At 67.7% G+C, this 19,669-nt stretch carries 19 protein-coding genes; 11 read left to right on the top strand and 8 right to left on the bottom strand.

Annotated features, from left to right (window positions below; all coding sequences use genetic code 11):
* Position 1 precedes the first annotated feature (1 nt).
* Positions 2-667, bottom strand: a complete 666-nt coding sequence (locus ACOYW6_RS04850) for a DUF2490 domain-containing protein (RefSeq protein ID WP_423142679.1) — start codon at positions 665-667, stop codon at positions 2-4.
* Positions 668-848: 181 nt separating this feature from the next.
* Between ACOYW6_RS04850 and ACOYW6_RS04855 the strand changes: the two genes are divergently transcribed.
* The 6 genes from ACOYW6_RS04855 to phoB are packed head-to-tail and all read left to right on the top strand — an operon-like array spanning position 849 to position 6,679.
* Complete coding sequence (locus ACOYW6_RS04855; protein ID WP_423142680.1) at positions 849-1,889, top strand: substrate-binding domain-containing protein; 1,041 nt, start codon at positions 849-851, stop codon at positions 1,887-1,889.
* A 15-nt stretch (positions 1,890-1,904) separates the two neighbouring features.
* Positions 1,905-3,296 (top strand): phosphate ABC transporter permease subunit PstC, encoded by a 1,392-nt coding sequence (gene pstC, locus ACOYW6_RS04860; RefSeq protein WP_423142681.1) that lies wholly within the window; start codon positions 1,905-1,907, stop codon positions 3,294-3,296.
* The gene (gene pstA / locus ACOYW6_RS04865; protein ID WP_423142682.1) at positions 3,289-4,518 is read left to right on the top strand and encodes a phosphate ABC transporter permease PstA; all 1,230 of its coding nucleotides are present in this window, start codon (positions 3,289-3,291) and stop codon (positions 4,516-4,518) included. Before pstC ends, pstA begins: the two co-directional genes overlap by 8 nt.
* Positions 4,515-5,294, top strand: coding sequence for a phosphate ABC transporter ATP-binding protein PstB (gene pstB, locus ACOYW6_RS04870; RefSeq protein ID WP_423142683.1), 780 nt, complete (start codon positions 4,515-4,517; stop codon positions 5,292-5,294). Before pstA ends, pstB begins: the two co-directional genes overlap by 4 nt.
* Positions 5,295-5,299: 5 nt before the next feature.
* Positions 5,300-5,983, top strand: a complete 684-nt coding sequence (gene phoU / locus ACOYW6_RS04875) for a phosphate signaling complex protein PhoU (protein ID WP_423142684.1) — start codon at positions 5,300-5,302, stop codon at positions 5,981-5,983.
* Between the two features lie 3 nt (positions 5,984-5,986).
* The gene (phoB, locus tag ACOYW6_RS04880; protein ID WP_423142685.1) at positions 5,987-6,679 is read left to right on the top strand and encodes a phosphate regulon transcriptional regulator PhoB; all 693 of its coding nucleotides are present in this window, start codon (positions 5,987-5,989) and stop codon (positions 6,677-6,679) included.
* Here the strand turns inward: phoB and ACOYW6_RS04885 are convergent.
* Genes ACOYW6_RS04885 through ACOYW6_RS04895 form a run of 3 tightly spaced genes read right to left on the bottom strand, consistent with a single transcriptional unit; the run spans position 6,676 to position 11,462 of the window.
* A complete protein-coding gene (locus ACOYW6_RS04885) occupies positions 6,676-7,389 on the bottom strand; it encodes an extensin family protein (RefSeq protein WP_423142686.1) in 714 nt (237 codons plus the stop codon). The genes phoB and ACOYW6_RS04885 overlap by 4 nt on opposite strands.
* Positions 7,379-8,005 carry a LysE family translocator gene (locus tag ACOYW6_RS04890; RefSeq protein ID WP_423142687.1) on the bottom strand — a complete coding sequence of 209 codons (627 nt, stop codon included), beginning with the start codon at positions 8,003-8,005 and terminating at the stop codon, positions 7,379-7,381. The genes ACOYW6_RS04885 and ACOYW6_RS04890 overlap by 11 nt, the downstream gene beginning before the upstream one ends.
* A gap of 28 nt (positions 8,006-8,033) precedes the next feature.
* A complete protein-coding gene (locus tag ACOYW6_RS04895; protein WP_423142688.1) occupies positions 8,034-11,462 on the bottom strand; it encodes an error-prone DNA polymerase in 3,429 nt (1,142 codons plus the stop codon).
* Between the two features lie 173 nt (positions 11,463-11,635).
* On the opposite strand from ACOYW6_RS04895, the gene ACOYW6_RS04900 reads away from it, so the two are divergent.
* Positions 11,636-12,568 carry an alpha/beta fold hydrolase gene (locus ACOYW6_RS04900; RefSeq protein WP_423142689.1) on the top strand — a complete coding sequence of 311 codons (933 nt, stop codon included), beginning with the start codon at positions 11,636-11,638 and terminating at the stop codon, positions 12,566-12,568.
* Between the two features lie 218 nt (positions 12,569-12,786).
* Here the strand turns inward: ACOYW6_RS04900 and ACOYW6_RS04905 are convergent, their stop codons facing one another.
* Together ACOYW6_RS04905 and ACOYW6_RS04910 are read right to left on the bottom strand one after the other, a co-directional pair.
* Positions 12,787-14,322 carry a DUF6504 family protein gene (locus ACOYW6_RS04905; RefSeq protein ID WP_423142690.1) on the bottom strand — a complete coding sequence of 512 codons (1,536 nt, stop codon included), beginning with the start codon at positions 14,320-14,322 and terminating at the stop codon, positions 12,787-12,789.
* A complete protein-coding gene (locus ACOYW6_RS04910) occupies positions 14,273-15,019 on the bottom strand; it encodes a hypothetical protein (RefSeq protein WP_423142691.1) in 747 nt (248 codons plus the stop codon). Before ACOYW6_RS04910 ends, ACOYW6_RS04905 begins: the two co-directional genes overlap by 50 nt.
* Positions 15,020-15,130: 111 nt before the next feature.
* Here ACOYW6_RS04910 and ACOYW6_RS04915 point away from each other — a divergent pair, with 111 nt between their 5' ends.
* The gene (locus tag ACOYW6_RS04915; RefSeq protein WP_423142692.1) at positions 15,131-15,613 is read left to right on the top strand and encodes a pyridoxamine 5'-phosphate oxidase family protein; all 483 of its coding nucleotides are present in this window, start codon (positions 15,131-15,133) and stop codon (positions 15,611-15,613) included.
* A gap of 82 nt (positions 15,614-15,695) precedes the next feature.
* Here the strand turns inward: ACOYW6_RS04915 and ACOYW6_RS04920 are convergent, their stop codons facing one another.
* Positions 15,696-17,267, bottom strand: a complete 1,572-nt coding sequence (locus tag ACOYW6_RS04920; RefSeq protein ID WP_423142693.1) for an amino acid permease — start codon at positions 17,265-17,267, stop codon at positions 15,696-15,698.
* A gap of 146 nt (positions 17,268-17,413) precedes the next feature.
* Between ACOYW6_RS04920 and panB the strand changes: the two genes are divergently transcribed.
* Entirely contained in the window at positions 17,414-18,289 is an 876-nt protein-coding gene (panB, locus tag ACOYW6_RS04925) for a 3-methyl-2-oxobutanoate hydroxymethyltransferase (protein ID WP_423142694.1), read from the top strand.
* On the opposite strand, the gene ACOYW6_RS04930 is transcribed toward panB, so the two are convergent.
* Complete coding sequence (locus tag ACOYW6_RS04930; protein WP_423142695.1) at positions 18,286-18,510, bottom strand: hypothetical protein; 225 nt, start codon at positions 18,508-18,510, stop codon at positions 18,286-18,288. The genes panB and ACOYW6_RS04930 overlap by 4 nt on opposite strands.
* A gap of 40 nt (positions 18,511-18,550) precedes the next feature.
* Here ACOYW6_RS04930 and ACOYW6_RS04935 point away from each other — a divergent pair, with 40 nt between their 5' ends.
* Both ACOYW6_RS04935 and ACOYW6_RS04940 read left to right on the top strand, forming a co-directional pair.
* Positions 18,551-19,456, top strand: a complete 906-nt coding sequence (locus tag ACOYW6_RS04935) for a DMT family transporter (protein WP_423142696.1) — start codon at positions 18,551-18,553, stop codon at positions 19,454-19,456.
* 71 nt (positions 19,457-19,527) lie between these two features.
* Entirely contained in the window at positions 19,528-19,641 is a 114-nt protein-coding gene (locus ACOYW6_RS04940; protein WP_423142697.1) for an entericidin A/B family lipoprotein, read from the top strand.
* The last annotated feature ends 28 nt before the right edge of the window (positions 19,642-19,669 follow it).

Consider the following 19,669-nt stretch of genomic DNA (forward strand, 5'->3'; position numbering starts at 1 on the left):
GTCAGAACGAGAACGTGATCCCGGTCGTCAGCACGTTGTTGCTGGTATCGGGCCCGTTCCGCACGAATCCGTGCTGGTTGAGATAGCCGACTTCCATCGTGACGCCCTTCGCAAGCGGCGCCGACACCGCGATCGCGTTGCGCATGCGGTCATAGCCCGACACCTTCTGGAACCCGGTGGTGTTGAAGTTGACGAAGCTTTCGTGGCTGAGCGTCAGTGCCAGCTTGCCGACCAGCGGCGCGGTTGCCTTGACGTAAGGCCGCGCGCGCCAGCCGGTGCCGACCGCGCCCTCTCGCCAGCGCTGCTCCAGCCGCATCCGCGCGCTCAGCTTGAACGGGCCGACTTTGGCGATGTTGTCGACGGTCACCTGCTCGCGGGCGCGGTGCTCCATCACGGTGAAGTCGCCGTGGTCGTACTGCGGGTTGTGCACATAGCCCGCCGCCACGGTGACGTTGCCGGTCTTGTACGCCAGCAGCGCGGTCTGCTCGATCTCGTAAAGGCCCTTGGCCTCACTTTCGCGCAGCACCATTTCGGCCTGGAGCTTCACGGCGGGGGCGATCGCCACGTTGGCGCCAACGGTCTGCCAGGTTTGCGAATCGCTGGCAAACGCCGGCGTCGATAGTGCCAGGCCCGCAGCAAGCGGCAGAATCCTACGGTACGGGGTCATGTCTTCCCTCGTCATTGCCAGGCGTCGTCGCCGGGTGCCGGCGTCCGCTATGGCAATTGCGTGACTCTTTCATGACAGCGGCTGTCAAACGGATGTCGCGCCGTCGCCGCATCGCTCGAACGGTGTCACGAAACTGTCACCGAAAGCGGCGATCAGCCCGGACAAGACGCTGGAGGAACCCATGACCCGATTCGCTCTCACCCTGACCACCGCCCTTGCTTCTGCCGCGCTGCTGTCCGCCTGCGGCCAGCAGGCCACCTCGCGCGACCAGATCCGTGCGGTCGGCTCGTCGACCGTGCTTCCCTTCGCCAAGATCGTGTCCGAGCGCTTTGCCGCCGACAATTCGGGCTTCAAGGCCCCGATCGTGGAAGGCAACGGCACCGGCGGCGGCATGAAGCTGTTCTGCGCCGGCGTCGGCGCGCAGTATCCCGACATCGAGGACGCCTCGCGCCGGATCAAGAAATCCGAATTCGATGACTGCGTGAAGAACGGCGTCAAGGACGTGGTCGAGGTCCAGGTCGGCATCGACGGCATCGCCTTCGCCAACGGCACGACCGGCCCCGCGATGGCGCTGACCCCGGTGGACGTTTACAAGGCGATCGCTGCCAACCCGTTCGGCAAGCCCAACACCGCCAAGACCTGGCATGACGTCAACCCGGCGCTGCCGGCGGTGCCGATCATGGTCTATGGCCCGGCGACGATTTCCGGCACCCGCGACGCCCTGAAGGAATTGATCCTGCAGAAGGGCTGCGAGACCGACGCCGCCACCAAGGCGATGAAGGACACCAAGAAGGAAGATTACGAGAAGGTCTGCGGCGAACTTCGCAGCGACGGCGCCTATGCCGACACCTCGGACAACTACAACCTGATCGTGCAGAAGCTGGAAGCCAATCCGCAGGCGGTCGGCATCTTCGGCTACTCGTACCTCGAGAGCAACGCCGACAAGCTAAAGGGCCTGACGATGGGCGGCGTGGCGCCGACGTACGACACCATTGCCGGCGGCACCTACCCCGGCGCGCGTCCGCTGTTCATCTACGTCAAGAAGGCGCACATCGGCGCGATCCCGGGCATGGCCGAATACCTTGCGACCTGGCCCAAGCTGTGGGGCAAGGACGGCGCGCTGGCCAAGGCCGGAATGATCGTGATGCCGGCCGACAAGCTGGCCGCCAATGCCAAGACGATCTCGGACCTGACCCCGCTCGATTCGGCGGGTCTCAAGTAAGACGGGCGGACGCGCGTGCCTGCCATCCTGCCGCTCCTGATTGCACTCGGCCTCGGGCTGGTCGGCTGGCTGGCCGCGCGGTCGCGCGCGTGGACGCTGCGCAAGGCAGCGCGGGCCGAGGGCGGCGATATCGCCGCCCTGCCGGTCTACCACGCCTGGTACGTGGCGCTGTGGGCGCTGGTGCCCGCCGCGCTGTTCGCCATCGCTTGGACCGTCCTGTCGCCGTCGCTGATCATGGGCCGCGTCCTGGCGAACCCGGCAGCGCAGGCCCTTCCCGCGTTCGGTATCGGCCGCGACGCGGTGCTGTCCGAAGCCCGCGCGATTGCCACCGGCGCGCAAGCGGCGGCGTTCCAGCCGGCCTCGACCGCGCTGGTCGAACCGTTTCGGGCCGCGATTGCGCACTTCGGACTGATCGGCATCATCGTCACCCTGCTGGTCGGACTGGCCGGCGGGGCACTCGCTTTCCTGCGGGTCAAGCCGCGCTTCGCCGCGCGCACGCGGGTCGAACGCACGGTGCTGGTGTTGCTGCTGGTCGCCTCGCTGGTGGCTATCGTAACGACCTTCGGCATCTTCGCCTCGTTGCTGTTCGAGACGATCCGTTTCTTCGGGATGGTCAACCCGGTCGACTTCCTGCTGGGCACCAAGTGGGGTCCGGACCCGATGGCCGACCCGGCGACGATCACCGGCGAGAACTACGGCGCGCTGCCGCTGTTCTGGGGCACGATATTCATCGGCGCGATCATCGCCATGATCGTGGCCATCCCGCTCGGCCTGATGAGCGCGGTCTACCTGACGCAATATGCAAGCCGTCCGGTGCGCAAGGTGATGAAACCGGTGCTGGAGATTCTCGCCGGCATCCCGACCGTCGTCTATGGCTACTTCGCCGCGCTCAGCGTCGCGCCGATGGTGCGCGATTTTGGCCACGCGGTCGGCGTGGCCTCCGCCTCGAGCGAGAGCGCGCTGGCGGCCGGCTTGGTGATGGGCATCATGATCATTCCGTTCGTGTCCTCGATGGCGGACGATTCCATCACCGCGGTGCCGCAGGCGATGCGCGACGGCAGCCTGGCGCTGGGCGCGACCCCGTCCGAAACCATCCTCAAGGTGCTGATCCCCGCGGGCTTGCCCGGCATCGTAGCCGGCGTGATGCTGGCGGTCAGTCGCGCCATCGGCGAAACGATGATCGTCGTCATGGCGGCGGGCGCGACCGCTCGCTTTTCCGCCAATCCGTTCCAGTCGATGACGACGGTCACCTACCAGATCGTCGCCATGCTGACTGGCGAGGCCAGCTTCGATCATCCCGCCACGCTGGCCGCGTTCGCGCTCGGCATGGTGCTGTTCCTGGTCACGCTCGCGCTCAACTTCGTGGCGCTGCGCGTCGTCAAGCGGTTCCGGGAAGCTTATGAATAACGCCGCCGCCAGCAAGCGCCTGCGCCGCCGCTACGCGGCCGAGCGTCGCTTCAAGTTCCTCGGCCTTGGCGCCGTGGTCTTTTCCGCGCTTGTGCTCGCCTATCTGCTGGTCACGATGACCGGCAACGCGCTGGGCGGGTTCCAGCGCAGCGAACTGCGCTTCCCCGTCGACCTCAGCGCCGGAACGGTCCAGGTCGACCCGGCGCTGCTGTCCGGGCCCGACGCGATCGACCGGCTGCAGACCGCGGGGCTGCCCGACGTGGTCCAGTTCGCCGCCGCCCAGGCGCTCGGTCCCGACGGCGGCGCGCATTTGCAGGAAGGCGCCTGGCGCGAGGTTGCGCACCGGATCGTCGCCGATCCTTCGCTCCTCAGGCAGAACTTCACGGTCTCGCTCCCGGCCAGCGACGAGCTTGCCAGCGCTCAGCGGGGCGATTCCGGCGGAACGCTGGCGGCAACCGCCCAGCGCCTGGAATTGAAGGGCCAGCTCGTGCGGGTGATGGACTGGGGCTTCCTGAGCCGCGGCGATGCCACCGGGCCACAAGCGGTCGGCATCTGGGGGGCACTCAAGGGTTCGTTGCTGACGATGGCGGTAACGCTGGCGCTGGCCTTCCCGATCGGTGTGCTCGCGGCCGTCTATCTGGAAGAATATGCGCCGCGCAATCGCTGGACCGACCTGATCGAGGTATCGATCAACAACCTGGCCGCCGTGCCCTCGATCATCTTCGGCCTGCTCGGGCTGGCGGTGTTCCTGGCGATATTTCCGAATTACCGCTCAGCCCCGCTGATCGGGGGGATGACCCTGGCGCTGATGACGATGCCGGTCATCGTGATCTCGGGCCGCAATGCGATCAAGGCGGTGCCGCCCTCGATCCGCGACGCGGCGCTCGCGGTCGGCGCCAGCCCGGTGCAGACGGTGTTTCACCACGTCCTGCCGCTGGCGCTGCCGGGCATTCTGACCGGAACGATTATCGGCATGGCGCGCGCGCTGGGCGAAACCGCGCCGCTGCTGATGATCGGCATGCGCGCTTTCGTCGCCACTCCGCCCAGCGGGCTGACAGCCCCGGCCACGGTGCTGCCGGTGCAGATCTTCCTCTGGTCGGACGAAATCGACCGCGGCTTCGTCGAACGAACGTCGGCCGCGATTATCGTGCTACTGGCGTTCCTGCTCGTGATGAACGCCGCTGCCATCTACCTTCGCAACCGCTTCGAGAAACGCTGGTGACCTTCGTGCATGACCTCGACCCGACCGATACCAAGATCGCCGCGCGCTCGGTTTCGGTCTACTACGGCGACAAGCGCGCCATTGACGACGTCTCGATCGACCTCGGGCGCCAGTACGTCACCGCCTTCATCGGCCCGTCGGGCTGCGGCAAGTCGACCTTCCTGCGTACGCTCAACCGCATGAACGACACGATCGCCGGCGCACGCGTGGAGGGAGACATCACGCTCGACGGCGAGGACATCCGCAAGCTCGACGTGGTGCAGCTGCGCGCCCGCGTCGGCATGGTGTTCCAGAAGCCCAACCCGTTCCCCAAGACGATCTACGAGAATGTCGCCTACGGGCCGCGCATCCACGGCCTTGCCTCGGGCCGAAGCGAAATGGACGCGATCGTAGAAAAGGCGCTGCGCCGCGCCGGACTGTGGGAAGAGGTCAAGGACCGCCTGACCGACAGCGGAACCGCGCTTTCGGGCGGCCAGCAGCAACGGTTGTGCATCGCTCGTGCCATTGCCGTCGATCCCGAGGTCATCCTCATGGACGAACCGTGCTCGGCGCTCGACCCGATCGCGACCGCCCGGATAGAAGAGCTCATCGACGAGCTACGCGGCCGTTATGCGATCGTCATCGTCACCCACTCGATGCAGCAGGCCGCGCGCGTGTCGCAGCGCACCGCGTTCTTCCATCTCGGCAAGATGGTCGAATACGGCAAGACCAGCGACATCTTCACCAATCCCCGCGAGGAGCGGACCAAGGATTACATCACCGGCAGGTACGGATAACGCCCATGGCACAGGAACACACCGTCAAGGCTTTCGACGACGACATCACGCGGCTGCGCGGGCTGATCGCGGAGATGGGCGGGCTGGCAGAAGTCTCTCTGGCCGAAAGCATGGATGCGCTGGTCAAGGGCAATGACGAACTGGTCAAGGCCGTGATCGCGCGCGATCGCCGCATCGACGCCCTCGAGGCCGAGATCGATCGCTTGGCCGTGCGCATCATCGCGCTGCGCGCGCCCATGGCCGACGACCTGCGCGAGGTTATTGCCGCGCTGAAGATCGCGGGCGTGATCGAGCGCATCGGCGACTATGCCAAGAATATCGCCAAGGCATCGGGCAAGGTCGAGAACCGCAAGAAGTTCGAGCCGCTGACCCTCATCCCGGCGATGGCCGAACTGGCCGGATCGATGGTGCACGACGTGCTGACCGCCTATGCCGCCCGCGACGCCGCGATGGCAGCCGAGATAATCGCCCGCGACGACAAGGTCGACGCGTTCTACGACAGCATCTTCCGCAACCTGGTCAGCCACATGGTCGAGAACCCGGCCACGATCAGCAGCGCGGCCCAGCTCCTGTTCGTCGCGCGCAATATCGAGCGGATCGGCGATCATGCCACCAACGTGGCCGAGATGGTCCATTACGCGGCGACCGGGTCGTACCTGACCGACAAGGAAGAACGGGCGGAGGGATAGGACATGAGCGGACCGCGCGTCCTCGTGGTGGAGGACGATCCGGCACTGGGCGAACTGCTGGAATTCCGGTTCCGGGGCGAAGGCTACATGGTGACAGTCACGCCCGATGGTGACGAAGCCCTTCTGCTTGCCGCCGAAACCCCGCCCGACCTGGTCGTGCTCGACTGGATGATCGAGGGGACCAGCGGAATCGAAGTGTGCCGCCGCCTGCGTCGGCTTCAGCCCACCGCGCACGTGCCCATCATCATGCTGACCGCGCGCGGTGCCGAGGACGACAAGATCCGCGGGCTGGAAGCCGGTGCCGACGATTTTGTCACCAAGCCGTTTTCCCCGCGCGAACTGCTCGCCCGCGTCAAGGCGATCTTGCGCCGTATCCGCCCGGCACTGGCCGGCGAGACGCTGACGGTAGGCGACCTCGCGCTCGACGGCGCGGCGCACCGCGTAACCCGCGCGGGCAAGCCGCTGGCGCTGGGCCCGACCGAGTTCCGCCTGCTGCGCTTCTTCATGGAGCATCCGGGCCGCGTGTTCAGCCGCGGGCAGCTGCTCGACTCGGTCTGGGGCGCCGACAGCGATATCGAACTGCGCACGGTCGACGTCCACATCCGCCGGCTCAGGAAGGCGATCGAGCGCGATGGCGCCGAAGACCCGGTGCGCACCGTTCGTTCGGCCGGATACTCGCTGGAGGCGGTGACCTAGCGGCAGACCCCGCCAAAGCCTCCCGCCAGTCCCCTGGACGCCTGGTCGAGGTGGAGGTGGTCAGCGTGCGCGGCGTTGTAATCGGGCGACAGCGTCGTCCCGAACCATTGACAGGCCCCGTCGCGCACCGCGTGCAGGAACGCCGCGGTATCGCCGCCGGCGGTCCAGTCGCGGCGGACCGAGATGCGCCGCCCGTCGGCCAGCACGAAGCCGGCGACATCGATCGCGTTGCCGGTGGCGTGTTCGCTCCATGATCCCGTTTCGCTGCCGTAGATGCGCCGGCAACTGGCAGTGCCGAAATGTTCGATGCGCACGACCCTGGAATGGAGGATCGCCTGTGCCATCGGTTCGACCGAATGGCGCAGCCACAGCGCCAGTCCAAGGTCGACGCCGCAGGTCGCCTCCGCGCGTGCCGGCGCCAGCAGCGGCCCGTCCCAGGTCTGCCGGTCGTCGCGGCGGCACTGGGCGGCGCCGGTAGGCGGCAGCACGGTGAAGGCGATACCGCCGCGCCGCAGGACATCTCGGCATTGCGCGGGATCGCGTGCCGCTTTCCTCACCTTTGCATGGGTCGCCCAGCCGACCGGGTCGGACAGCGACAATGGCGCCCAGGGATTGTGCTGCGGATGATCGTGCAACCAGGTCCGCACCCCGATCGCCAGCGCCAGCAGCGCGATCAGCGCCAGCACCGGCTTGTCGGGATCAAGGCGCATCGAGCGCCGCCCAGGCGGCCGCGAGTGCGAGCGCGATGAAGATGCTGCCGACCGTCCGGTCCATGCGCTTACGCCACGCGGGGCTGGCCATGGCGCGGGCGATTCGTTCGCCCGCGGCGATGTAGAAGGCCGCCAGCATGACGTCGATCACCATCGCCACCAGCGCCAGCACCAGAAGCTGCGGCGCGATGTTGCGCGATCCGTCGATAAAAGGGGGGATCACCGCCACCATGTAGATCAGCGATTTGGGATTGCCGAGCGCGACGACGATCCCGTCGCGCAGCGGCCTGGCCGACACGGTGTTGCGGCCGCCGGGTTCCCCGCCCTCGCCGGCATGGCGCCAGGCGGCGATCCCCAGCCACCCGAGGTAAGCCGCGCCGGCGAGCGCGAGGACATGGTAGGCGGCAGGAGCGGCGGCCAGCAGCGTGCCCAGGCCAAGCGCGGCCAATATCCACCACACGCAATATCCCAGTTGCAACCCGGCCAGGGCCAGCGCGGCGCTGCGCGGCCCGCGCCACGCGCTTTGCGTCAGCACGAACACCATCGACGGGCCGGGGACGGCGCTGGTGGTGGCGGTAATGCCGGCGAAGGCGAGGAGGCGGGCGGGATCGATCATGGGCGAGCCCTGTGCCGCGCCGACGCCGTCAATGAAAGTCCCGGCTGGGGGGCACCATCTTGGGCACCAGCCTGAGGTCGCGCGGGTGGCCGCGGGCAAAGCCGCAGTCGCGATTGCCCGGACCCGGCGGCGTGAACGGCTCGGGATCGGGGCCAAGGGCGCGCGTGCCGCCCCGGAATTCGGAAGGCAGCGGGGTGTTGCAATGGTCGGCGCGAGCGATGGGCGAGGACAGCAGGTCGTCCGACAGCATCAGCAGGTCGCGCGTGGCATCGTGGAGGTGCGCGGCGATGACGTGGATCACATCGTCGTCGTACTCGACCCGGCCGCGCACTTCCATCAGCCGGGATCCCATCACCACCTTGCGGTACTTTTCCTTCAGGTGCGGCCACACCACCAGGTTCACCACGCCCGTCTCGTCCTCCAGCGTGATGAAGCAGACGCCCTTGGCGCTGCCCGGGCGTTGGCGGATCAGCACCACCCCGGCAACCTGTACCATGCTGCGCATCTTGCGGCCGCGCAGGTCGGCGGCGCGCACGAAACCGCGCTCGGCCAGGCTAGCGCGCAGGAACGCCAGCGGGTGCGCCTTCAGGCTAAGGCGCTGGGTCTGGTAATCGGCGACCACCTCCTCGGACAGCGGCATCCGCGGCAGGCGGGCCAGGTGGCGCTCGGCGCCCTGGTCGCGCGCGTCTGCAGCCGCGAAGAGTGGCAGGTCGGGTCCGCCGATCAGGCTGCGCGCGTCCCACAGCGCCTGGCGGCGCGGCAGGTTCAGAGATCCGAAGCAATCGGCGCTGGCCAGCCGCTCGATATGCGCGGGGCCGATGCGGGCACGGTCCCGCAAGCTGGCGACATCGGCAAAGGCACCGTGATCCTCGCGCGCGGCGATCAGGTCGGCGGCGACCGCCTCGGGCAGCCCGTCGACCTGGCGCAGGCCCAGGCGGAGAGCGAAACCGTCCGGTACCGGCTCCAGCGTGCAGTCCCAGGCGCTGTGATTCACATCTACCGGCCGCACCTCGACCCCGTGCTCGGCCGCGTCGCGCACGATCTGCGCCGGGGCGTAGAACCCCATCGGCTGCGAATTGAGCAGCGCACAGGCAAAGGCGGCGGGAAAGTGGCATTTCAGCCAGCTCGACACGTAAACGAGGTGCGCGAAACTGGCCGCGTGGCTTTCGGGAAAACCGTATTCGCCGAATCCCCTGATCTGGTTGAAGCAGCGCTGCGCAAAGTCGCGGTCGTAGCCGCGGGTGACCATCCGTTCGACCATCATGTCCTGCAACTCGTCCACCATTCCCCGGCTGCGAAAGGTCGCCATCGCCTTTCGTAGCCGGTTGGCCTCGAGCGGCGAGAACTTCGCCGCGTCGAGCGCGATCTTCATCGCCTGCTCCTGGAAGATCGGCACCCCCAGCGTGCGCGCCAGGATGCTGGACAGCTCGTCCGGCGGTCCGTGCGCGGGGCCGGGCGCGGGGATTTCCACCTTCTCCTCGCCGCGCCGGCGTTTCAGGTAGGGGTGGACCATGTCGCCCTGGATCGGCCCGGGGCGCACGATCGCCACCTGGATGACCAGGTCGTAGAACTCGCGCGGGCGCAGCCTTGGCAGCATGTTCATTTGCGCGCGGCTTTCGACCTGGAACACGCCCAGCGAATCCCCCTTGCGCAGCATCGCGTAGACCTCCGGGTCCTCGCGCGGGACCTCCGCCAGGGTCAGGCGGCGATCATGGTGATCGCCCAGCAGGTCCAGGCACTTGCGGATGCAGGTCAGCATGCCGAGCGCCAACACGTCGACCTTGAGGATGCCGAGGGCGTCGATGTCGTCCTTGTCCCATTCGATGAAACTGCGCTCGGGCATGGCGCCGTTGCCGATCGGCACGGTTTCCGACAGCAGGCTCTGGGTCAGGATGAAGCCGCCGACATGCTGGCCGAGATGGCGCGGCATTCCGATCATCTGCTCGGTCAGCTTGAGGACGCGGCGCAAGTGCGGGTCGGTCACGTCCAGGCCGGTCTCGGCAACGTGCTTGTCGCCGATCTCGGTCCCCCACCCGCCCCACACCGTTCGGGCCAGCGCGCCGGTCACGTCCTCGCTCAGCCCCATCGCCTTGCCGACCTCGCGGATCGCCATGCGGGGGCGGTAATGGATCACCGTGGCACACAGGCCGGCGCGGTGGCGGCCGTACTTGCGATAGATGTACTGGATCACCTCCTCGCGCCGCTCATGCTCGAAATCGACGTCGATGTCGGGCGGCTCCTTGCGCTCCTCGGAAATGAACCGGTCGAACAGCAGCGCGTGCTTGGCCGGATCCACCGCGGTGATGCCAAGGACATAGCAGACCGCCGAATTGGCTGCGCTGCCGCGCCCCTGGCACAGGATCGGCGGATCGGTCCCGCGCGCGAAATCGACGATGTCCTTGATGGTGAGGAAGTAGGTCGCAAGGTTCAGCTTGGCGATCAGCGCCAGTTCGCGGTGGAGCGTATCGCGCACCGCTTCGGGCACCTTTTCAGGATAGCGTCCCCTGGCGCCCTGCCAGGTCAGCGTTTCCAGGTAGCCTTGCGGGTCCAGGCCCGGCGGGCAGATCTCCTCCGGGTATTCATAGCGCAGCTCCTCCAGGTTGAAGGCGCAGGCATCGGCCACCTTGCGCGCCGCGGCGATCGCGTGCGGCCAGCGGGCGAACAGGCGAACCATCTCCTCGGGCGGCTTCAAGTAGCGTTCGCCGTTACCCTCCAGCAGCAGGCCGGCGGCGGCGACCGTGGTCTTGTGGCGGATCGCCGTCATCACGTCATGCAATGGCCGCCGCTCGGGCGCGTGGTAGAGGACGTCGTTGGTGGCAAGGATCGACAGGCCGCTTTCGCGCGCCAGCGCGTCGAGCCGCTCGATACGGGCCACGTCGTTGCCGGTGTAGAGATAGCTGGCGGCGATATGGCGCAGCGTCGGCAGCCGGGCGCAAAGGCCCGGCAACTGCGCGGCGATGGCATCGACATCGCGCGGCGGCAACAGCACCAGCTGCACGCCCTCGGCATGGGCGGCCAGCATGGCAAGGTCGATCTCGCACACGCCCTTGTCCTGCCAGCCGCCGTCCAGCGTTCCCATCCGCCCCGCCGAAATCAGCCGGCACAGCCTGCCATAGGCGGCCCGGTCTATCGGGTAGGCGAGAAAGGCCAGCGGCGGGAACGATTCACAGGCCACCGTCTCGATCCGGCAGCCGATTACCGGGCGCATGCGCAGCGTCTCGGCTTCGACGTGGACGCGCACCACCCCGGCCATCGAATTGACGTCCGCCACCCCGATTGCGTCATAGCCCAGCGCGCGCGCCGCGAGTACCAGGTCGACCGCGTCGGAGGCCCCGCGCAGGAACGAAAAGCAGGTCGCCAGCCCCAGCTCGACAAAAGGTGCGCGGACAGGCGCGGCGATGCCGCCTGGGTCTGCCTCGATGCGGCGTCGATCGGGAGTGAGGGGGCCTTCGGGCACGAATGGTCAGCTTTGGCTCGAGTCGCAAATGTTCCTTTTATGTTCTCGCGCTGGGAGTCGCCAGCGATGAATCGGCGCGCGCGTCCCTCGCCCCGACTCGAAGCCGCAAAGCTGCGGAACGAAGGGCTTTCACCGCGGTTAGACAGGGACACGGGGCGAATGGAGTTTTCCCAATGCCGATGATCGAAACCAAGGACGGAACCCGACTCTATGCCAAGGTCTGGGGCCAAGGCCGGCCCGTCGTGCTGATCCACGGCTGGCCGCTGTCGGGCGATAGCTGGGACCCGATCACGAATGCCCTGGCAGATGCCGGCTACAAGGCAATCGCCTATGACCGCCGCGGTTTCGGCCGCAGCGACCAGCCTTCGGACGGCTACGATTACGACACCTTTGCCGACGATCTTTCGGCCGTGCTGGAATACTGCGCGGGCGGACAGGACGCAGCGCTGGTGGGTTTCTCGATGGGCGGGGGCGAGATCGCCCGCTACCTGTCGCGCCACGGCGGAAAGGGAGTGAGCAAGGTCGCGCTGGTGAGCTCGGTGGTGCCCTACATGCTCAAGACCGACGATAACCCCGACGGGGTGCCCCAGGCCACCTTCGACGAGATGACCGCGGGCATGAAGGCCGATCGCGCGAAGTTCTTCAGCAGCTTCTTCGACGATTTCTTCGGCGTCGGCATGGTTTCCAGCCCGGTCAGCGACGAAGTACTCGACCTTGCCTGGATGACCGCGATGCAGGCCGGGCTGCGCCCGACTCTGGCCTCCGCCAAGGCGTTCGCTACCACCGACTTCCGCCCCGACCTGCCCAGCTTCACGGTGCCGACGCTGGTGATCCACGGCACCGCCGACAAGACGGTACCGATCGACACTTCCGGCCGCGCGCTCGCCAAGGCGGTGCCGCAGGCCCAGCTTATCGAATACGATGGTGAGCCGCATGGCGTGTTCGCTACCCAGACCCAGCGGCTGACCGATGACCTGATGGCGTTCCTGGGCGGCGACAGCCAAGCCGCCGGCATCGACCTTGGTCAGGTACCCGCCGCTGCCCAGCAGGAGGTGCTCGACGAGGTTACCCGCGAAAGCATGGCCCGGTCCGCGTCGATGATTTGAGAAGCGACAGTCTCCAACCGAGAAAAGGGGTCCGCGCGACCCCTTTTCCTTGCCTGGGGCCATCTTGGTTGGCCGGCAAGGGAGGACTCCGCCTACCAGTCTGGCGGTGTGCGTGACGGCGGCGCTTCTCTTGGGAAGCGTCGGCGAACGCGGCGGGTGCACCAGCTATTGCGTCCGGCCGCTAACGACGGCGAGGACCGACCGGCGCGCCGCGCGGCTTAGCTGCAAAGCCCCTGCAGGTACCATTCCGGCAGGCCGCCCCGGCCATCGTCCACCACGCCGTGGCGGTAGATCCAGTAACGCCGCCCGGCCTTGTCCTCGATCCGGTAGTAGTCGCGCAGGCGAATGTTCGAGGGTTCGCGCCACCATTCAGGCGCGATCCGTTCAGGCCCTTCGGCGCGGACGATCTCGTGCAGCGCGCCGCGCCAGCGGAAACGGTGCGGCAGACCGTCAGGCGTCTCGTATATCACCGCGATCGCCTCGGGCCGGTCGAGCAGCTTCAGCGGCCGGGCGTGAAAGGCGAATTCAGCCTGGGCCGCGGGCGTGGGTGCCAGCGGCGGCTGCCAGCGCTGGGCGCGCTCGGGCACGTGGCTGGGATGCGTGACCGGGCGGCGCACCGCGCCCTCCCCCAGCCGAATGGAGAGCCGATCGACGCAGGCTGCCAGCGAAGTGCCGTGATCCTCGGCCGCGGCTTCGAAATCGCGCTGCGCCAGGGCCAGCGGCTCGGTCCAGGCGGCGCGCAAGCGGGCCAGTTCGATTCCGAAGCCGGCGTCCACATCGTCGAGCTTGGCCGCCATCAATCCGGCGACATGGCCGGCGTCGCGCGTTGCCGCCGCCAGTTCGAGCCGGCGCACCACCACCTCGCCGTCGACCTTCCACAAACCCATTTCCACCCTCCGGGCGCCCAGCGCGGCTCCTTCGAGCGCGCGGGCCAGGTCGGCGGCAAGGTCGGAGACGACCTGGTCGAGCAGTTCGCGGTGGCGGATCGGCTCCATCAGCCGGCGCTGCACCAGCGGAGCCTCAAACTCGACCACCGGTAGCAGCGGCTCTGGCACGCGGCCCAGCAACTGGTCGAGCCGCACCAGCGGGTTGGCGGCGGCCGAGCGGCGGTTGCGAAAGCGGCGCGCCAGCGCCTCGCGGTGAACGCCGCCGAGATCGCCCAGCCGCTTGAGGCCGAGGCGGCGCAGAACCAACAGGACGTCGTCGTCGAGCCGCAATGCTGCCGCTGGGAGGCCGGACAGCATCTGCTCCGCATCGGCATCTTGGGCCAGGATCGCGTCGTCGGGGCCATGATGCGCCAGCGCCCAGGCTGCGCCGGCAGTGGGGGCAATGGCGGCGCGCGCGGCGATCCCGCGTGCGGCCAGGCGCCGCCGGGCATCGGCCAGCAAGGCGCGTTCGCCCCCGAACAGGTGAGCCGCGCCGGTTACGTCGATCACCACGCCGTCCGGCGGATCCAGCGCGCTCCACGGGCCCCAGCGCTGGGCCCAGACCGCAAGTCCTTCCAGGAACGCGAGGTCGCCGGCCGGATCGGACGGGGCGGTGGCAATATCGGGGCAGACGGCGCGGGCATCGGCCAGCATCATCCCGGCCAGCGCCCCCGCCGCCATCGCGGCGGTGTTGGCGGCGGCGATGCGCGGGCCGTGTGCGGTTTCCGCGATCAGCGTCAGCGGCGCGGCGTCGGCCCCCTGCCCCGCGGCAATGCCTTCAACCAGCCGCCAGCGATCGATCGCCAGCCGCGCGCACCATACCGCCATGATACGGCGTGACGGGGCTGTGGGCGGGACGCTGGGCGAGCCGGCTTCCGTCATCGTCTAGGGTCCATTCTCCGGGTGGATGGCGGCGGGCGCGAAACAGTTCGGCCTGCCAGGCGGGGGTGCCGGGCGCGCGGGCGTTCCAGCGGTGCGGCGGCGACGGCGCGGCGCCGGCCTGCCAGCGCTGACGCGCGGCGCCGAGATCGCGCGCGGCATCCAGCCGCACCAGCCACAACGGCACGCCGTGGCGCTCCGCCGCCAGCGCCAGCCGGCGCGACGCGGTGAAATCGAGCGCGCGCGGATTGCCCGCGATTTCTCCCACCACGAAGGCCAGCTCGCGGCAGCGCACCCCCTCCTCCAGCGCGAACAATGCGTCGCCCGGCTTTTTCGCGGCGACGTGGACCAGGCGTTCGCGCAGCGCCGCCGGCAGGCCCGGCAGATAAGGCCGGCCGCCGCGACGCAGTGCTTCGGCGTCCTGGACCCACAGCCAGCTGCGACGGTCGGGCTGATCGGACAAGGCATCCACGGCGCGCGCCGCTTCGCGCGCGAAGGCAAGCGCGAGCGCGGCGCCGGCGGCATCGTCAGCCGAGGCGAATACCTCGGTAAACGGGCACGCGCCGACTTCCGGCCGCCAGGGTTCGGCGGTGGCGGGCAGGTCCGCCTGCGGGACGGCGCGCATCGGGACGGGGGACGGTGTCATGGCGAATCAACCTCTATGTTCACATTATGTTCCACTCCTCTGCCGATGGCAAACCGGAACCAACCCCGCCCCGCCCCGTTGCCCCCAGCAAACCCACCGCAGGAGCAGACGATGAACTACAAGGACGGCAACGCCGCAGACCTGAAGGACAAGTTCTGGCACGAAATGGACGATTCGCCCTTCGTCATGCTTCAGCTCGACAACGATCCCGACGGTGCCGCGCCGATGACCGCGCAGCTCGACAAGGACGCGCGCCATGCCATCTGGTTCTTCACCGGAAAGGATAGCCGCTTTGCCCGGATGGGCGCCGCCACCGCCACGTTCGCGTCCAAGGGCCACGATACCTTTGCCCGTTTCGCCGGCACGCTGGTGGAAGAAACCAGCCGTGGACGGCTGGATAAGCAGTGGTCCAACTTCGTCGAGGCCTGGTTTCCCGGCGGCAAGGACGATCCCAACCTTCTGATGCTCCGCATGGACCTGGGCGATGCCTCGATCTGGTCGGGCGAGATGGGCGTGCTTGGCACTGCGAAGACGGCGCTTGGCATGAACGTGCGCGACGAAGTGCAGGGCCAGAAGGTCGATACCGTGCTCTGACCCGGCCCGTAATAACCGGAACCATGAAAAAAGGGCCGCTTCCTTGCCGGAAGCGGCCCTCTTGCTTTCCCCCTCAGGAAAATCAGGCGTCCTTGCCGCCCGGCGTGTGAATGCCGGGAAGCGGCGGGACCGGCTGCGGCGGAACGTCGGCATCGTCCTCATGCACGTCGATGATCCCGCGACCCACGTAACTGCGGCTGCGGCTGTAGCTGAAATAGATCAGCAGCCCCAGCAGCGCCCAGCCCACGAAGATCTCCAGCGTGTAGGCAGACAGGCTGAAGAACAGGTAGATGCTGCCGATCACCGCCAGCGGCGCCACCAGCATGACCGCCGGCGTGCGGAACGGACGGACGCGCGACGGGTCGGTCCGGCGCAGCATGAACACGGCGATCGCCACCATCGCGAAGGCGAACAGCGTGCCTGCGTTCGAGATATCCGCCAGCGCGCCGACCGGGAACAGCGCGGCGAACACCGCCACGAAGATGCCGGTGCAGATCGTGATCACATGCGGCGTCTTGAAGCGCGGGTGGATGCGCGAGAATACCGGCGGCAGCAGTCCGTCGCGGCTCATGACGAAGAAGATGCGGGTCTGGCCGAACATCATCATCAGCACGACCGAGGGCAGGGCCAGGATCGCGGCGAGGCCGATCAGGTTGCCGATGTTGGGATAGCCGATCTGGCGCAGCGTCCAGGCCAGCGCTTCCTTCGAACAGACGACCGCGTTGTTGCCGATGGCGTTGCAGGCCGTGGTCAGTTCGCTCGAACCCGGGGCAATGCCGGTTCCGTCGGCACCGATCATCGGCTGGGCGCCGACAGTCCCGATGACCCCGGCCGCGACAAGCAGGTAGAAGATCGTGCAGATCGCCAGGCTGCCGATAAGGCCGATCGGCATGTTGCGCTGAGGATTCTTGGTTTCTTCCGCCGCGGTCGAAACCGCGTCGAAGCCGACGTAGGCAAAGAAGATCGATGCCGCAGCGGCCGAGATGCCCCCGAAGCCCAGCGGCGCGAACGGTTCGAACTTGGCGCCGTTCATGACCGGAACGGCAAGGATGACGAACGCGGTCAGCGCGACGATCTTCACCGCGACCAGCACCGCGTTGACGGTGGCGCTTTCCTTGGTTCCCACCACCAGCAGCCAGGTCACCAGCAGCGCGATGACGAAGGCCGGCACGTTCATGATGCCGCCGCCGCTCGGGCCGGCAGCCCATTCGATCGGGATGACAATGTTAGGTAGCGCGGACCAGTACGTGTTGAGATGCGCGAGCATCCCGACGAAATAGCCCGACCACCCCACCGACACGGCCCCCGCCGCGATCGCATATTCGAGCACAAGCGCCCAGCCGACCATCCAGGCCAGCAGTTCGCCCATCACGGCGTAGCTGTAGGTGTAGGCAGAACCCGAAACCGGCACCATCGAGGCCATCTCGGCATAGCAGAGCGCCGCGACCGCACAGACGATGCCGGCAATCACGAAGCTCACCATCATGCCCGGGCCCGCCTTTTGCGCGGCTTCGGCGGTAAGCACGAAAATGCCGGTACCGATGATGGCACCGACGCCCAGCATCGTCAGCTGGAAGGCACCGAGCGAGCGGTGCAGCGATTTCTTCTCGGCAGTAGCCAAGATGGCGTCGAGCGATTTGACGCGACCGAACATTGGGTTTGTCCCCTCATTGGCGAGCAACCTCATGGCTTTGCCCGCAGATCTATCCCTGGCGCGCGAAGCTAGCGGCGGCGCGCGGCTTGGCAAGGCCCTAATGGCGCCCTTCCCCAGCCATGCGGCGCCCGCTAGAAGCCCTGCCCATGTCCAGCACGTTTCAGCTCGATACGAGCACCAGCCGCGCCAATCCCACCCCCGCGCCGCTAAAGCGGCTGACCATCCCGGCGATCCGCGCCCGCAAGGCAGCCGGCGTCACCGCTGAACCGATCGTGATGCTGACCGCCTATACCGCGCGCCAGGCGCAGCTGCTCGACGCGCATTGCGACCTGCTGCTGGTCGGCGACAGCCTGGGACAAGTCATCTACGGACTCCCCTCCAGCCTTCCCGTCACCCTCGACATGATGATCGCGCATGGCGCCGCCGTCGTGCGCGGATCGTGGCATTCGGCCGTCCTCGTCGACATGCCGTTCGGAACCTACGAAGGCTCGAAGGAACAGGCCTTCGCCAGCGCAGCGCAAATCCTCAAGGAAACCGGCGCGGCGGGCGTCAAGCTCGAGGGCGGCGAGGCGATGGCCGAAACGGTCGCGTTCCTAACGCGTCGCGGCATCCCGGTGATGGGCCATGTCGGCCTGACCCCGCAGGCGGTCAACGTGCTGGGCGGCTACAATGCCCGCGGCCGCAGCGATGCAGAGGCGGAAAAGATCGTTACCGATGCGCGCGCGCTGGACCAGGCGGGTGCCTTCGCCATTGTGATCGAGGGCGTGGTCGAACCGATCGCCATCGCCGCCACGCAGGCGGTATCGTGCCCGACCATCGGGATCGGCGCCTCCGCCCAGTGCGACGGGCAGGTCCTCGTCACCGAGGACATGCTCGGCATGTTCGAACGCGTGCCGCGCTTCGTGCGCCGCTACGAGGAGTTGGCGGAAACGATCGCCGGGGCGGCCCAGCGCTATGCCGCGGACGTGCGCGCGCGCGCATTCCCCGGCGACGAGCAGACCTACCAGCCCAAAAAGGGCTAAGACCCAGCACGCCAGCCCGAAAAGGCCAGCGCCGCAAACACCAGCGCTCCGGCCGACGCGAAGAACGACACCGTCGTCCACGGCATGAACCCGACCGCGTCGGGATCGCGCCGACGCAGGCGCCGCCGGTCGCCCACGGCGGCGGCCAGTGCGATTGCCACGCAGGCCAGCGCCGGCAGCAGGAACTCGATCGCCCAGTCGTGGTCCAGGAATGCCGGCATCGTCGCTTGTCGTCCTTTCGGCGGACTATATGGGGGTCCGGTGGAGCAAACCAACCGCCCCTTCCTTGCCATGGGCCTGCGTCTGCTGGCGATCGCCTGCCTGTCGACGATGGCGATGCTGGTGAAGTACGCGGTCGGCAGCGGCATCGCCTTTCCCGAAGTGCTGTTCTGGCGCCAGTTCCTGATGGCGATCGTCTTGCTGGCCTGGCTCGCCGCGCGCCGCGACCTGGGCCGCCTGAAGACACGGCGAATGCCGATCCACGCCCGCCGCGCGGTCCTGGGGACGATCGGCCTGTTCCTCAATTTCGGCGCCCCGGTGCTGCTGCCGCTGGCGGAAGCCACCGTGCTGGGTTTCACGACGGCGATCTTCGCGGTGATCCTCTCGGCCGCGATCCTGAAGGAAAAAGTCGGGCCGATCCGCTGGTTCGCCGTCGTCCTCGGCTTTGCCGGGGTGGTGGTGATCGCCGGCCCGTCGCTGGGCGATGCTTCCGCGTTCGGCGTTGCAGTCGGGCTTGGCGCCGGGCTGATCGTGGCGATCATCTCGATCCAGATCCGCGACCTGACCAGGACCGAGGATTCGCTCACCATCGTGTTCTGGTTTGCCGCCATCTCGACGCCGGTCCTGGCACTTTTCCTGCCGTTTTACGCGCATTCCCACGCGCCGTGGCAATGGGGCCTGCTGCTGGCGATGGGCCTGCTGGGCTCGCTCGTTCAGGTCCTGCTGACCGCGGCGCTACGGTTTGGACAAGTCTCCAGCGTGGTGGTGATGGACTATTCGGGCATCGTCTGGGCGACACTCTATGGCTGGCTGATCTGGGACGATTTGCCGAAACTGGCGACAATCCTGGGCGCGCCGCTGGTCATCGCCGCCGGAGCGATCATCGCCTGGCGCGAACACAAGCTGCACCTTCGTGCGGTGCCTGCCTCCAGTGCAGCGGTGGATTGAGGGAACCGGCGGTGAACCACGGGCGTTTTCCCTCCACGTCACGCAGAGTAACGGGTTCAAGGAGAAGTACAATGGTTCGCAAGGTTGTTATCGCCCTCATGGCCACCGGCCTGATCGTCAGCACCGCGGCGTGCAACACCATTCGCGGCGTCGGCCGCGACATCGAATCGGTCGGCGACGCCTGATTTTTTCGGCCCGGCAAGTGCTGGTGCG

The organism is Parablastomonas sp. CN1-191, assembly GCF_049354825.1.
Classification (GTDB): Bacteria; Pseudomonadota; Alphaproteobacteria; order Sphingomonadales; family Sphingomonadaceae; genus Novosphingobium.